The sequence below is a fragment of the Epilithonimonas sp. 33E genome (assembly GCF_059372615.1).
Map to the genome: position 1 here is coordinate 2,828,918 of NZ_CM182009.1, position 13,897 is coordinate 2,842,814.

At 35.2% G+C, this 13,897-nt stretch carries 14 protein-coding genes; 5 read left to right on the forward strand and 9 right to left on the reverse strand.

Annotated features, from left to right (window positions below; translation table 11 throughout):
- The first annotated feature begins 65 nt into the window (after nucleotides 1-65).
- Together AC5P2S_RS12975 and AC5P2S_RS12980 are read left to right on the forward strand one after the other, a co-directional pair.
- The gene (locus tag AC5P2S_RS12975; protein WP_494555149.1) at nucleotides 66-1,130 is read left to right on the forward strand and encodes a T9SS type A sorting domain-containing protein; all 1,065 of its coding nucleotides are present in this window, start codon (nucleotides 66-68) and stop codon (nucleotides 1,128-1,130) included.
- A gap of 119 nt (nucleotides 1,131-1,249) precedes the next feature.
- A complete protein-coding gene (locus tag AC5P2S_RS12980; RefSeq protein ID WP_494555150.1) occupies nucleotides 1,250-2,254 on the forward strand; it encodes a DHH family phosphoesterase in 1,005 nt (334 codons plus the stop codon).
- A gap of 96 nt (nucleotides 2,255-2,350) precedes the next feature.
- On the opposite strand, the gene AC5P2S_RS12985 is transcribed toward AC5P2S_RS12980, so the two are convergent.
- From AC5P2S_RS12985 to tilS, 7 genes are all read right to left on the reverse strand, one after another.
- Nucleotides 2,351-2,716, reverse strand: a complete 366-nt coding sequence (locus AC5P2S_RS12985) for a DUF1304 domain-containing protein (protein ID WP_283416646.1) — start codon at nucleotides 2,714-2,716, stop codon at nucleotides 2,351-2,353.
- Between the two features lies 1 nt (nucleotide 2,717).
- Nucleotides 2,718-3,500 carry an alpha/beta fold hydrolase gene (locus AC5P2S_RS12990; protein WP_494555151.1) on the reverse strand — a complete coding sequence of 261 codons (783 nt, stop codon included), beginning with the start codon at nucleotides 3,498-3,500 and terminating at the stop codon, nucleotides 2,718-2,720.
- A 3-nt stretch (nucleotides 3,501-3,503) separates the two neighbouring features.
- Entirely contained in the window at nucleotides 3,504-4,001 is a 498-nt protein-coding gene (locus tag AC5P2S_RS12995) for a hypothetical protein (RefSeq protein ID WP_494555152.1), read from the reverse strand.
- Between the two features lie 142 nt (nucleotides 4,002-4,143).
- Nucleotides 4,144-4,662: an ExbD/TolR family protein gene (locus AC5P2S_RS13000; RefSeq protein ID WP_494555153.1), complete on the reverse strand. Its 519-nt coding sequence runs from the start codon at nucleotides 4,660-4,662 to the stop codon at nucleotides 4,144-4,146.
- A gap of 125 nt (nucleotides 4,663-4,787) precedes the next feature.
- Nucleotides 4,788-5,222: a GNAT family N-acetyltransferase gene (locus AC5P2S_RS13005; protein WP_494555154.1), complete on the reverse strand. Its 435-nt coding sequence runs from the start codon at nucleotides 5,220-5,222 to the stop codon at nucleotides 4,788-4,790.
- Between the two features lie 2 nt (nucleotides 5,223-5,224).
- The gene (locus AC5P2S_RS13010) at nucleotides 5,225-7,294 is read right to left on the reverse strand and encodes a protein-disulfide reductase DsbD family protein (RefSeq protein ID WP_494555155.1); all 2,070 of its coding nucleotides are present in this window, start codon (nucleotides 7,292-7,294) and stop codon (nucleotides 5,225-5,227) included.
- 101 nt (nucleotides 7,295-7,395) lie between these two features.
- On the reverse strand, nucleotides 7,396-8,688 hold the full coding sequence (gene tilS / locus AC5P2S_RS13015) for a tRNA lysidine(34) synthetase TilS (RefSeq protein WP_494555156.1): 1,293 nt from the start codon (nucleotides 8,686-8,688) through the stop codon (nucleotides 7,396-7,398).
- An 83-nt stretch (nucleotides 8,689-8,771) separates the two neighbouring features.
- Between tilS and AC5P2S_RS13020 the strand changes: the two genes are divergently transcribed.
- From AC5P2S_RS13020 to AC5P2S_RS13030, 3 genes are all read left to right on the forward strand, one after another.
- Nucleotides 8,772-9,608, forward strand: coding sequence for an OmpA/MotB family protein (locus AC5P2S_RS13020; RefSeq protein WP_283416640.1), 837 nt, complete (start codon nucleotides 8,772-8,774; stop codon nucleotides 9,606-9,608).
- Nucleotides 9,609-9,694: 86 nt separating this feature from the next.
- A complete protein-coding gene (locus tag AC5P2S_RS13025) occupies nucleotides 9,695-10,342 on the forward strand; it encodes an O-methyltransferase (protein ID WP_494555157.1) in 648 nt (215 codons plus the stop codon).
- Nucleotides 10,343-10,372: 30 nt separating this feature from the next.
- The gene (locus AC5P2S_RS13030; RefSeq protein ID WP_494555158.1) at nucleotides 10,373-11,089 is read left to right on the forward strand and encodes a C40 family peptidase; all 717 of its coding nucleotides are present in this window, start codon (nucleotides 10,373-10,375) and stop codon (nucleotides 11,087-11,089) included.
- Between the two features lie 50 nt (nucleotides 11,090-11,139).
- Here the strand turns inward: AC5P2S_RS13030 and AC5P2S_RS13035 are convergent, their stop codons facing one another.
- Together AC5P2S_RS13035 and AC5P2S_RS13040 are read right to left on the reverse strand one after the other, a co-directional pair.
- Nucleotides 11,140-11,394, reverse strand: a complete 255-nt coding sequence (locus AC5P2S_RS13035) for a hypothetical protein (protein ID WP_283416637.1) — start codon at nucleotides 11,392-11,394, stop codon at nucleotides 11,140-11,142.
- A gap of 18 nt (nucleotides 11,395-11,412) precedes the next feature.
- Nucleotides 11,413-13,620, reverse strand: coding sequence for a TonB-dependent receptor plug domain-containing protein (locus AC5P2S_RS13040; RefSeq protein WP_494557033.1), 2,208 nt, complete (start codon nucleotides 13,618-13,620; stop codon nucleotides 11,413-11,415).
- Between the last annotated feature and the right edge of the window lie 277 nt (nucleotides 13,621-13,897).

A 13,897-nucleotide genomic window follows, 5' to 3' on the forward strand; every position in this document is an offset into this window, starting at 1 on the left:
ACACTTTACAAAAAAATATCAGGATTTTTTTATAACTTTAAATCCTAATTATAAACTTATAACGTATGAAAAAACTCTACATTTTATTTCTTGGTATTTTAGGAATTTTAAGTTCTGCCCAAAATTCTTTACTGTTCAATAAAAATTGGAAAATTGAACAAGTGAATGTCAATGGATCAAACAAAGACATTTCTAATGATCAATATGCTTATTTTATAACTTTTCATTCGGATTTTTTATTTAATTACATCAGTACGATATGTTCGGAGAATTTTGGAAAGGTTAATTTCAGCAGTAGTTCGAATGATTTTGTTATTACGGAAGCTAAAACATCTTCTTCGAATTGTCAATCTAATGAATTGAATGACAATTATTCTTTATTCTTTACAAAAAATGCTTCGGCAAATAACAAAATCAGTTATAATATAGAAACAGTTTCTTACGGTTATAAGCTTAAACTGACCAATATCTCTGGGGATTATATCTCATACAGCTTTTATACACCTCCAACAGACCTTACAAATACTGTATGGAATATTTCTTCTCTCAAAATTGCATCAGTTAATTATTATAAGCCGACACACTGGGCAGGAAATAATACGACAATTTCCTCAAATGGAGATATCATAACTAGTTATTTCAACGCTGGTAGCGGAAGCGTTGGGTTTTATTCTGATAATAGATTTCGCGTATTGAACCTGGCTATAACTCTTGCTGACAGTTTTGATCAGGAAATCAATAACTTTGATGGATTATATTTTGGTAATTTTTTCAGCGGAACAGATGGCAGAATCAATCCCTATTCTTATGCTATATCCAATGGAAATGAGACATTAGTAATTACAAAGTATAACGGCGACACAGCAACATATACTAAAAAAGCATTAGCAACTTCCGAAGCTGCAAAATCAAAGATTTCAGTTTATCCGAATCCATCATCTGATGTTATAAAAATTGAAAAGTTGAAACCCAATTCATCATTAGAATTGACAGACAGTTCAGGAAAATTGATTAGAACAATTTCTAATATTAAATCGGATAAAACTGAGATTAATATCAAAAATTTAGCGTCCGGAATATATTATTTAAAAGTCGACGGGCAATCTGTACAGAAGATTATCAAAAAATAATTTTAAAAAATCAAAAAAATCGGTTCAAAATTGAATCGATTTTTTTTGATTAATATACCCAAGTGAAACTTTGGTTTTAATTTCATTATCTTTGAAACTTTATTCTCAAAAAGACATTAATGTTTACAGCCAAAGAAATCTCAGAAATCAACAATCTTCTTATCCCGAAAAACAACGTCGTCATCGTAACTCATCAAAATCCTGACGGCGATGCGATCGGCTCTTCTTTGGGACTTAAACATTATCTGAAAACAAAAGGGATTGAAGCGATCGTAATCACACCCAACGATTTTCCGAAATTCCTGAAATGGATGCCGGAAGCAAAAAAAATTGTTATCGGGGAATATAAAAGAAAAGTAGCTGGTGAAGCCATCTATAATGCTGACGTTATTTTTTGTCTGGATTTTAACTCACCCTCCAGAATTGGGATTCTTGGCGATTGGGTTACAAAATCACGTGCTAAAAAAATACTGATTGACCATCACCAGATGCCGGAACAGTTTGATTACGTTTATTCTGACACCACAGTTCCTGCAACATGCCAAATGGTTTATCATTTTATCCAGGCCAATCAAGATGAAAAATTGGTGAATGTTGATATCGCACAGTGTCTTTATACTGGGATAATGACCGATACTGGAGGCTTCAGATTCCGTTCCACAAGTGCCACAACACACAGAATTGTTGCTGATCTTATAGAAAAGGGTGCTGATCCCGCTATCATCACTTCCAATACTTGGGACACCAATACCATTTCCAGGTTACATCTTCTTTCTTTGGTTCTTGGCAGAATAGAATTGGTAAAAGATGGAAAAGTCGCTATTCTTTGGCTAAAGCGTTCAGAACTGAAAGAATTTGGTTTTGATAAAGGCGATACGGAAGGTTTCGTAAACTATGGGCTGAGTCTTGCCGGAACCAAAATGGCCGTTTTTTTTATGGAAGACCTTTATGAAGATTTTATCAAAATCTCTTTCCGTTCCAAAGACAATGTTGATACGAATCAGTTTGCAAGAAAATATTTCAATGGTGGCGGACACATCAATGCCTCTGGCGGAAAATATTTCAAAGCTATCGAAGATACTATTGAAGATTTCAAAGAAAGAGTTGAAGAAGAGGATTTCTAATATTAATCACAAAGTCCTAAAAGAAATCGACTTCCATTAAGTCTGAAAAACGAATTTATTTGAAACAATAATAATCTTTGTAACTTTTGTGGCAACCTATCTCAACAAAACGAAAAGCAATGCGATAATCGCGGGCAACGCCTGCACAAAAAATATCTTCTTCGAAGCGGACAATGCGCCGTAAATTCCTGCCGCAATAATACAGCCTAAAAAGAAAATTGCAACATTTTTCGCCCAGATCGAATCGCAAATAAAGAAACTCCAGATGAGCCCTGCAGAAAGAAATCCGTTATACAGACCTTGGTTGGCTGCAAGTTTTTTTGTCGGTTTAAACATCTCGTCCGGTAACGACCCTTTGAATGTTTTTTTACCTAATGTTTCCCATGCGAACATTTCCATATAAAGAATGTAAAGATGCTCCAGAGCAACGATTGCAACAAGGATTTTTGATATAATTTCCATTTTAAAAAACAAGATTTTTTGGTAAATGATGCAGTAATTCCGTATTGATAACAGAAGCACAAATCTCAGGCTTTTCCCAATGTCCATTGTGTCCGCAATCCAGAACGTAAGATTTGATATTGGTTCTTTCAGGGAGATTCTTAATGGTTTTTTCCGAATTGACCGCAGAATCATGCTTGCCTGACAAAACCAGAATTTTCCCTTCAAATTGTTCTAAAACCGAGGTTCTGTCGGCACGTTCTATCATGCCTTTCTGTGATGCCAAAACACCGTCAACAGATGATGTGTAAGCAATTTCTTTTGCCAGTTTGATTTTAGATTCCAAAACATCGTGCTCATTGGGATTGAAAAGATTGGGAACGCCGGCATTGACAAAAGCCCGAAGATTTTCTTTGATGATTCTCAAACCCTTTCTACGGGTTTCTTTTTTGGTCTCGTCATCGGCAAAATAAGTAGAAAAAAACAAAGTGAATGATTTCAGTAATTCCGGATATTTTTCTGCAAAAGCTAAAGAAATATAACCGCCCATCGAATGTCCAAGCAAATGGAATTCTGTCAAACCTAACTTATCCGTTACTTTTTTGACTTCGTCCGCCATTATCTCGGAAGTTTGGACTTCTGCAACAACTTCTGACTTTCCAAATCCCGGCAAATCAATTTTTACCAGCCTGAATCTCTCAGACAAAAACGGAATCATGCTGTCCCAAATCGACAGATTCTCCATAAATCCATGAAGAAGAACAAGATTTTCATTGCCGTCACCTTCTATTTCGTAGTTGAGCATCATTTACATTTTAATAATTATTTTGTCAGCAAATCCAGCATTATTGACGGATTCATAAAGCTTAAACGTTTTCCCGCCGTCTTTTGTTGAGAAATTTTTCTTGCCTTTTCTTATATCCAATTTCCCCTCATCATAGTCTGAAATACTTTGCGTAATGGTTCCGTCGAATTTAAGATTTTTTGGTGAAGTCATTCTTGCAGTTCCTTCAATTTTCAGAAAATCGCGGCCTCTTTTATTTTCACCTGATATTTTATATTCGTCCTGGCCTGTTTTTGTAAAACTTATTTTACCATTGCCGGAAATCATATCGTGTGTGAGAATATGCGTGCCTTCCAGATTTTTGTAACCGCGACTGATTCTAATACTGTCATTGATTTTCGTTCTCACCGCATTGATTGAATCGATGATTTTCGCACTGTCAACTTTCCGATCTGTAATTTCTTCGGATTTTTTACAGGAAATGACAGACAGTACAACAATAACAGGAATCAGTTTTCTCATAGTTTCTATTTTCCTTACGAAAATAATTAAATTAAATGAAAAACCTTTCTAAAAATTAATTCAGAAAGGTTATAAGTCACTCCTACGGACTTTGATTTGAATTTCTGCAAACAAACATTTCGCTCCTACGGAGCTTGCCCGGTTACTGCACTTTCTTTTCGTACAGTTCTTTTTCTTTATCATTCATTTCAGCAATGCCGTACTTTTCAGATTTTGTAATGGTCATTTCGTCCAACATGTCCACCATTGTTTTGTACTGCGAATCGTCAGCGGGTTTTATAATAATTGTAAAGTTTTCTTTTTTAGGAGCGTTCGCTTTTGCTGCTTCGATGGTTTTCGCCACCTGAGCTTTATCAAATGAAACTTCTGTAAGACTATTGTCATTCAAATCATTTTTCTCTGCCTGATAGTAGAAAACCCTTCCATCTCTACCAAGAATAAATGTTATTGAATTTCTAATATCAACGTGTGTTTCTATATCCGTTGGATTTTTCGGAGGGTTGGAAAAATTAATGGCGTTTGGTTTTGAGAAATTGGTTGTGAACATAAAAAATGTAATCAATAAAAATCCCAAATCTACCATTGGCGTCATATCCACACGAATTGGTTTCTTGTTCTGAGTTTTTCCGTTAGATTGCTCTTTAATTTGTACTTCTGCCATAGCTTCAATTTTAATAGTTAGTAATAAAAAATAAAAATCCATAATGATTTGTCATCATTATGGATTTCAAAATACAAATTATATACCTAATTTTTAATTTTAATACAAAAATACTATTTATCGAATTACAAATTCTGCCAATTCTCAAAAGTCATCTGGAATTTGATTTCTTTTCCGCGCGTTCCAATTTCCTCCCAACCTGAAAACCGATAGAATTGTGCGGCTCTTGTACCAGGTGCTGTTCCAAGCCATACAGGATTTTTGGTTTGTTTAAAATACCAATTCAGCATCTGGTTATGCAATTGTTTTCCAATACCCTGATCTTCAAATTCTGGTTTTACAAATAATGCCCAAACGTTATTTTCAACCAAATCTACGATGGCAAATCCGACAATTTCATTTTCAATTTCACAAACCCAGCCTTTTCCGTTGTCTGTTAAATAGATTTCATAATCTTTATCTTTGACAACATCCGGACTTGATAATTGATTTTCCTTCACAGAATTGCGGACAATCTGCATTTGTGAAATATCGCTGATATTAGCTTCTCTGAAAACCACAATTATTTATTCTTAAAATAATCAATTCCACATTTCAGGAACTTTTTAAAGTCCTCTTTTGGCATATATCCTGAAACCGGAGAATTAATCATCTTTTGGTCTGGTGTTACCAATACATAATGCGGTTGAGAATTATTATTGAAATTAACTTGTTGAAACAAACTCCATTTATCGCCAATCGTCTTTACTTTCTTCATTTGGCCTTCGCCCATATCGATTTTGATTTGCTCATTTTCCGGCAATTCTTCTTTATCATCCACATAAACAGAAGCCAGAATCACATCATTTTGGATCATTGGTAAAATATCTTCCTGGCTCCAAACAAACTCTTCCATTTTACGGCAGTTTTCGCAACCATAACCTGTGAAATCTATTAAAACGGGTTTGTTCTCTTTTTTCGCCACTTCTATGGCTTCGAAGTAATTGTGATAAGGCTTCAAACCAAGAATTCCATCTTCTTCTTTATGAAAATAACTAACATTCAACGGCGGTAAAATCCCACTTAGCAATTGTAATTTTGGTTTTTCCGAAGGAATCAATCCCTGAATCAAATATGCGATGAATACAATCCCGAAACCCCCAAGAATTCTTCTTCCTAAACTGATTTTCGGATTCTTATCATCGTGCGGAAATCTGATTTTCCCAAATAAATAAACCACTAATCCAATCGCAATGATAATCCAAAGCACGATGAATAATTCTCTTTTCAGCAAGAAAGTTTTGGAAACCAAATCTGCTTTGGATAAGAATTTCAACGCCAAAGCCAATTCGACAAATCCAAGAACAACTTTCACCGTGTTCATCCAACCGCCTGATTTTGGTAAACTTTGAAGTGCTTGCGGGAACAGTGCCAACAATCCGAAAACCAATGCCCAAGCCAATCCGAAACCAGCCAAAGCGAACGTCAACAATGTTGGAACATTGGTCGCTCCAGCTACAACACCACCTAATAAGCTCCCTAAAATCGGGCCTGTACAAGAGAATGAAACGATCACTAAAGTCAATGCCATAAAGAAAATCCCAATGATTCCGCCCGCTTCTTCAGCTTTGGAAGATTTATTGGCAATCCAGCTTGGCAAAACAATTTCATAATAGCCGAAAAAGCTAAGAGCAAAAAATAAAAATATAGCGAAGAAGAATAAATTCAGCCAGATATTGGTCGAAATTTGATTGAAAATATTCCCCGAAATTCCATCAATAATATGAAATGGAATACTCAATAAAACGAAAATCAACAAAATGAAAAATCCGTAAATAAAGGCATCACGCTTTCCTTTTGCTTTGTCTTTGTTTCCTTTTGTGAAAAATGAAACCGTCAACGGAATCATTGGGAAAACACACGGCGTAAGCAATGCAATCAGTCCGCCTAAAAATCCTAATCCGAGAACGAGCCAATTATCGTTAGCCGGTTTTTGCTGAGCAGTTCCACAATTGGTCAAAGGGTTTTTGAAATCCAAAGAATTGACCTTCAAACCGTCTTGTTTTGCAACAGTAGGCGTTGCAACATTTGTCGGTTTCAGAACTGTTCCGACTTTTCCGGACGGAGCAACCTCATAAACAGTGTCTTTTGTTTTACCAACATTTTCGTCAGAAGCAACGGTTGTTTTACTGCCTTCAATTTGTTTTTCAAATTCTAATGTATTTGGCGCCAAACAAACACGGTCATTACAAGTCTGATACATTATTTCAGCGGTAATTGTCGCCGATTTAGCCGCATCTTTTGGTTTGAATTTTTGCTTGAAAACGACTTTGTTTGAATAATAAACAATCTGAGCACCAAAAGCTTCCGAAAATTCATCATGTTTTTTTCCTATTTCCTGAACTTTACCAATCAGTTGGATTCCTTGTTTTGAAGTGATTTTAAATTCCGTTGGGATTCCGGAATCAGGTGGCAAATCCTGAGAATAAACGTGCCAGTTATCTTCAATTGTTCCTGTCAAAACAGCTTCATATTCGTCTTTCCCAACAGCATTAATATCGAACTTGAACTTAACCGGATTTTTTATCTGTGCATTGAATAGGGTTATTATTAATAGAAAAAGTGTGGATAACACTAATTTTAAATCTTTCATTTTTTGATATTAAATTTTATTTTTCTCACCACAAAGGTCACAAAGTTTTTTCACAAGAAACACAATTTGTGACCTTTGTGAAATCTCCGCAGTCTTTGCAGTTAAATTTCAAGTTCAAGATAATCGGATTTTTGAGATGAAAATCTTCTGTCCTGACGAAAAGGCAAAACACCTAAAACTTGGTCATTCGTATCACAAAGAAGCCAGATTTTTTGCTTCGCTAAAATAGACAATTTTTCATCTTTAAAAAACTTCGAAATTTTCTTTTTGCCAATCATTCCGATAGGAAAAAACAAATCGCCTTCATGTTTTCTTCGTAATTTCAAAGGCTTTTTAACTGTCTTATTATCAATTTTCCAAAAACAATGACCAAATTCCTGGATTTCATTTTTAATATTTTCAGGAATAATGATTTTGTTATCAATAATTTCAAGCTTTATTTCTTCTAATTTCTCATTTCCAACTTCTAAATTCTTATTAAAAATCAACTCATTCCTATTAACTACCAATTGAAATTCAGAATTGAAAAAAGAACTTCCGGTTTGAGATGTCAGAAACTTTTGCATTTCGTTTTCGTCATTAAAACCGAATCTTTTTAAAATCTCGTATCGAATCAACTCAGATTCTTCTGAGAATTTTTGTTTATCAATAATTATTTGATCTTCAGCAGAATTTAACTTTAATTTTTCATTTTTTTCATCAATTGATTGATCAATGAAACTCTTAGCTTGATTAATATAATTGATACTTCTTGAAAAATTGGTCAGAAAATCCGGATTGACTTTCTCCAATTCAGTAACGATATTGTGACGGATTTTATTTCTCAGATAATCCATTTTTTGATTGGACTTATCTTCACGGTATTTGATTTGATTCTCTCCTGCAAAATCATAAATTTCATCCTTAGAAAAACCAAGAAGAGGACGAATGATTCCGTTTTCATTTTGCGGAATTCCGCTCAAACCACGGATTCCCGATGCTTTGGAAAGGTTGATGATAAAAGTTTCCAACTGGTCATTCAGATGATGCGCTGTAACTAAAAATTCCAGATTTTCTTTTTTCTGAATCTCTCTGAAAAACTGGTATCGCAGTTCTCTCGCCCAATTTTGGATCGAGTTTTCCGGCTGAATATCCTTTTGAGAAATTTCATATAAATGAAAAGGAATTTTATGTTTTTCACAAAAATCGGAAACCAACTGTTGATCCAGGTTAGAATCCTCATTACGGAGATGATAGTTGATATGTGCAACATGAAAATCAAAACCCGAAACCTGAAATAAATCAGCCAAAACCATAGAGTCCACTCCTCCACTTACCGCTAAAAGGTATGTTTTTTGTTGCGAGTTTGAAAGTAATCGCTCAATAGCGTTTTGAAATTTTAAGAGACTTAACACAAATTTATAACGAAATATTAAGTTATAACCACAAATATACAGTTATTAATTCTTACTTTTGAAACGATTAAAATCATTATACTATGAAATTATTTAAGATTTTGACCATCACAGCACTGGGGCTTTCCCTTGCGTCTTGCGTCAGCAAAAAACAGTTCGATGCCCTTAATCTCAATTACAAACAATGTGTTGAAGATGCTGGTGAAAGAATGCGCCAGATCCAGGATCTAAAAGGTGAAAACTCATCACTAAAAGGTCAGAACGATTTACTTTTAGGACAAAACAATGCATTAAAATCCAGCTTGGATGCCTGTCTATCCAATGCAGGGAAAGGTTCTGCAAATATTGATAAACTGGTTGGAGAAATCAACGCTTCTAATGCTTACATCAAGCAATTAATTTCCGGGAAAAGTAGAAATGACAGTTTGAACATTGCTTTATCTAATAAATTGAAACGTTCCCTTGATAACGTCGCAGACCAGGATGTAGATGTAAAAGTTCTGAAAGGTGTAGTATTGATTTCATTATCGGATAAGATGCTTTATCAGGTTGGAAAATATGATATTCAGCCAGCCGCTGCGGATGTTCTTGCTAAAGTGGCTAAAGTTATCAACGATTACGATACTTACAGTGTGTTGATCGAAGGTAACACGGATAATACGCCATTGAACAGTGCCAATGCGCCAAGAGACAACTGGGATCTTTCTGCTCTTAGAGCGACTGCCGTTGCAAAAGTTCTACAAAATCAGTTTGGTGTGAATCCTAACAGAATAACTGCAGGAGGTAGATCAGAATATAATCCTAAGACAACTAACGCATCAGTTTCCGGAAGATCTGAAAACCGAAGAACAGAGATTATCATTATGCCGAAACTGGATGAGTTCATGAAGCTCATGGACATTGCTCCAGTTAAGAAATAATACAATTCTTAGAAATATAAAATAAACCTTGTCAGATTTTGGCAAGGTTTTTTTGTTTACTAAATTTGAACCTTAATCCTTGATCAATGAGTTATTTTGAAGAATTGGACAAAGAGATGGATCGATATCTGGAAGACAACGCTTCCGAAGAGCCTGTCATTTTAAAAAAATTAAGAAAGGAAACTTATCAGAAAACCACTCAGCCACATATGATCTCCGGTTATCTGCAAGGCCGTTTGTTAAGCATTTTGTCACATATTGTCCAGCCAAAATATGTTTTGGAAATCGGAACATTTACCGGCTATGCAGCTCTGAGTATTGCAGAAGGATTACCAAAAGACGGGAAAATCTACACGATTGATAAAAATGAAGATCTGGCTTACATTCCTCAAAAATATTTTGCAGAAAGTGATTATAAAAACCAAATCGAATTCATCATCGGTGATGCGAAAGAAGAAATCAAAAAACTGGATAAAGTTTGGGATTTGATTTTCATTGATGCAGACAAGGAAAGCTATTTGGAATATTTAATGCTCATCAAACCTAATCTCCGTTCCGGAAGTATCATTCTTATTGATAATGTTCTTTGGTACGGAAAAGTGCTCGAAAATAATCCGAAAGACAAGCAAACCGAACAAATCAAACTCGTGAATAAAATCATTACCGAAGATCCTGATTTCGAAAATCTAATCTTACCTTTGCGGGACGGATTACACTTGATAAGAAAGAAATAATTCGTATTTTTAAATTCATAATTGATTGAAATGAATAAAGGCATTTGCAATGTTTCCATCGCTCCGCTGAGAGCAGACAGTTCCGACAAAAGCGAAATTGTATCACAACTTCTTTATGGTGAATCTGCTGATATTTTGGAAGTAAAAGATAACTGGACCAAAATCAAAACCCATTACGACAATTATGAAGCGTGGATGGACACAAAACAAATTTCACCGGTTTCTGATGAATTTTTAGCATCAAGAAAAACAAACCTTGTGAAAGAATCTTTCCAATCTACAATGACAGAAAGTGGAAAAGTGCTTTTATCAATGGGTTCTGAAGTCAATTTTGAAACCACTTCGCCAACACGTGGCCACGATCTCAGCGAAAGCATTGTCAACTGCGCCAAGGAATTCCTGAATGTTCCCTATCTCTGGGGCGGCAAAAGCTTTTTCGGAATCGATTGCAGTGGTTTTACGCAAATTGTTTACAAAATCCACGGTATCAAAATCCCGAGAGATACTTATCAGCAGGCCGAGCTAGGAGATGTTTTGACTTTCATAGAAGAAGCAAAGCCTGGCGATTTGGCATTTTTTGAAAATTCGGAAGGAAGGATTATTCACGTTGGTTTTATCCTAGCAGACCAGAAAATCATCCACGCGCACGGAAAGGTAAGAATTGACAGCTTGGATTCATCAGGCATTTTCAACAAAGACCAAAACAGACACACACACAAACTGAGATTCATCAGATCTTATTTTTAAAAATAAAAAGCTTCCAAAAATTGGAAGCTTTTATTTATTATTAAGAAGAATTACTTTATCAGATTTCTTGATTTAGCTTCTTCTTTTACTTTTCCATGGCTCATAATATTGGCAATCAAAACCGGTAAAAATGCTAACGGTAAAAATGTAAACACTCCAAAACCCTGAGTAATGCTAATATAAACGCAGGTTATAATCATGATGAAAAAGATGACAGAAAAAGATATCAAAACTGTTCTTGCGATCTTCAGATTCTTCAACACTTGCTCATTGCTTAATTCTGAAAGGTTTTCTGATCTTTTCATAGGATTTGCTTTTGATAATTACAGTTTGAAATTCACTGAAACGTTAAAGAATCTCCCTGTCAATCTTACCGGAACCGGATAATAGACGTGCGGAGAAGAATTAACATCACTGATCCATTGATTGGCAATCGTGTTATTGATATTAAATGCGTTGAAAATCTGAACGCCTAAAGTTAGCTCTTTAAAATTTCTCCAGAAAGTTCCGCTGGCTTTATTATCTTTTTGATCAATGAAAACTTTTGTCAAACCGATATCCACTCTCTTATAAGCCGGCAACGTTTTCTGATAACGATAAGCCGCCAGATAATCCGGCAAACCATTAGAATCAAATAAAACAGGTGTTCCTGACGGTAATCCGCTTGCATAGGTCAAAGTCAGGTTAACTCTCATACTTGGGAACTTTGGCATATAATCCTGATAGAACATAGAGAATTTGAAACGTTGGTCAGTTGGTCTTGGAATATATCCCATTCCTTCGATATTCTCATAAACTCTTGCATAACTCGCAGAAACCCAGGAATCAATACCCGGAACAAATTGCCCGAATAATCTTGCATCAACACCATAAGCATAACCTTCGGAATTATTTTTTCCAGAATATCTAACTCTCACGTTATCTAAATAATACGGAATTAGATTTTCCATCTTTTTGTAATATGCTTCTGAAGTCAGCTTAAATTTCCTATCCTTAATTTGGAATTCGTAATCATTGGATAAAATAACCTGATAAGATTTCTGAGCTGTAATATCCGAATTAAAAGCACCCGTCAAATCTTTAATTTCTTTATAAAATGGCGCCTGATAATAAACTCCGCCCGCAAGCTTGAACAACATATCCATATCCCAGTTTGGCTTGACCGCAATCTGCGCTCTCGGACTGAATAATGTTTCCTTGTTAAAGCTCCAGTTCTGGATTCTCGCACCTCCGTTTACAAAAACTCTGTTATTTCCCCAATAGAATTTTTTCGAAAACTGAGCATAAGCTGAAATTCTTGTTGGTGTAATATTATTTTGCCCGGCAATATGGTAGTTAAGATTAAGTGTGGATATGTCTAATTGTCCAGGAATCACAAAATCTCTTGGATTACTGTAACCAATAGAATCTACAAATTGCCATTCATTAGTAAAATCCTTTATCGTTTCTCTCTCGAATTTTGCCCCAACTTCGATATCCGTATTGATGTCCGGAGAAAACTTAGTTCTGAACTGGGATCCAACCACTCTAACTAATAAGTCATTTCTGGCGTGATCGATCTGTCCGCCAGCGTCATAGCCAGCAACAGGATTTCCATCCTCATCAAAAGCTTCTAAAATATATCCCGAAGCTATGGAATAATATTCTCTCTCTCTGTTTTGATAAGCAAAATTATCAAGTGTAAACTGCCATTTTTTGCTTGGCTTAAAATTCACACTTACAGTTCCCATCATATTTTTATATTGGTCATCTTCTTGCCCATTATAGAAAACCGTCAATTTCAATGGCTGTAAAAGACTTCCAAAATCTACTTCTTTTTTCTTAGGATACATCTCATAATCGTTCTTTGCAAAATATCCTAAAAACGATAAAGACCACTTGTCATTAAACTGATAATTAAGATAAGACTGCAAATCAAAATATCTTGGATTGAAATCCGTATCTTCATTCAAAGTATTAAGAACCAAATTAGTATTTCTATATCTCCCGGAAATGATCCCTGAGAATTTTTTATCTTTTGAAGCAAATCCTGTTGATAATCTCCCACCAATTAAACTCGCTTCTCCGGAAAGTTCAAATTTTTCCGGTTGTCTGTAATAGATATTAAGAGCAGACGACATTTTATCACCATATCTTGGTTCAAAGCCACCAGCAGAGAAATTAATTGTGGAAACCATATCGGGATTAATGATACTCATCCCTTCCTGTAAAGAATTACGAACCAAAAATGGTCTGTAAAGTTCAATATCATTAATATAAATCAAATTTTCATCATAGTTCCCTCCTCTTACCATATATTGGGAGCTCAGCTCCGCATTGGAGTTTACAGAAGGTAAACTTTTGATAAGGCTTTCCACGCCGCCGCCTAACGAAATTACAGTCTGAGCTTCTTTTGCAGAAATCTCTATGGATGTCAGGTCATTGGTTTTATTTTTAGCTCTTTTCTGGAAAACAACTTCCTGAATCTCATTCTCCTTAACCGCCGGCAGGAAAAGGACATTGATCGATTGTGATCTTGGCGATGTTTTGATGAGCTTGGAAAAACCTTTGAAGTTTTCCTTTTGAACCTTTAATTCCTGTTCAGAATCTGCTAATGGAATCCTGATGAATCCGTTTTTATCGGTCTGGTAAGTTTGATTATTATAAGTGACTTCTGCTTCAGAAACGGTTTTTCCATCTTCGTCAAGGACTTTTAGATTGATTTGAGAAAAAGCCAGTACCGGCAGAAAGAAAAGAATTAAAAGGATATAATTTTTCAAAGCTGTAGTTTTTTATCTAAATTTATTTTTAACGCATTCTTGAATCAAC

Excerpts from the sequence above, each read along its gene's own strand:
- AC5P2S_RS12975 (WP_494555149.1), top strand. The coding sequence starts at position 66 with ATGAAAAAACTCTACATTTTATTTCTTGGTATTTTAGGAATTTTAAGT.
- AC5P2S_RS12980 (WP_494555150.1), top strand. The coding sequence starts at position 1,250 with ATGTTTACAGCCAAAGAAATCTCAGAAATCAACAATCTTCTTATCCCG.
- AC5P2S_RS12985 (WP_283416646.1), bottom strand. The coding sequence starts at position 2,716 with ATGGAAATTATATCAAAAATCCTTGTTGCAATCGTTGCTCTGGAGCAT.
- AC5P2S_RS12990 (WP_494555151.1), bottom strand. The coding sequence starts at position 3,500 with ATGCTCAACTACGAAATAGAAGGTGACGGCAATGAAAATCTTGTTCTT.
- AC5P2S_RS12995 (WP_494555152.1), bottom strand. The coding sequence starts at position 4,001 with ATGAGAAAACTGATTCCTGTTATTGTTGTACTGTCTGTCATTTCCTGT.
- AC5P2S_RS13000 (WP_494555153.1), bottom strand. The coding sequence starts at position 4,662 with ATGGCAGAAGTACAAATTAAAGAGCAATCTAACGGAAAAACTCAGAAC.
- AC5P2S_RS13010 (WP_494555155.1), bottom strand. The coding sequence starts at position 7,294 with ATGAAAGATTTAAAATTAGTGTTATCCACACTTTTTCTATTAATAATA.
- AC5P2S_RS13020 (WP_283416640.1), top strand. The coding sequence starts at position 8,772 with ATGAAATTATTTAAGATTTTGACCATCACAGCACTGGGGCTTTCCCTT.
- AC5P2S_RS13025 (WP_494555157.1), top strand. The coding sequence starts at position 9,695 with ATGAGTTATTTTGAAGAATTGGACAAAGAGATGGATCGATATCTGGAA.
- AC5P2S_RS13030 (WP_494555158.1), top strand. The coding sequence starts at position 10,373 with ATGAATAAAGGCATTTGCAATGTTTCCATCGCTCCGCTGAGAGCAGAC.
- AC5P2S_RS13035 (WP_283416637.1), bottom strand. The coding sequence starts at position 11,394 with ATGAAAAGATCAGAAAACCTTTCAGAATTAAGCAATGAGCAAGTGTTG.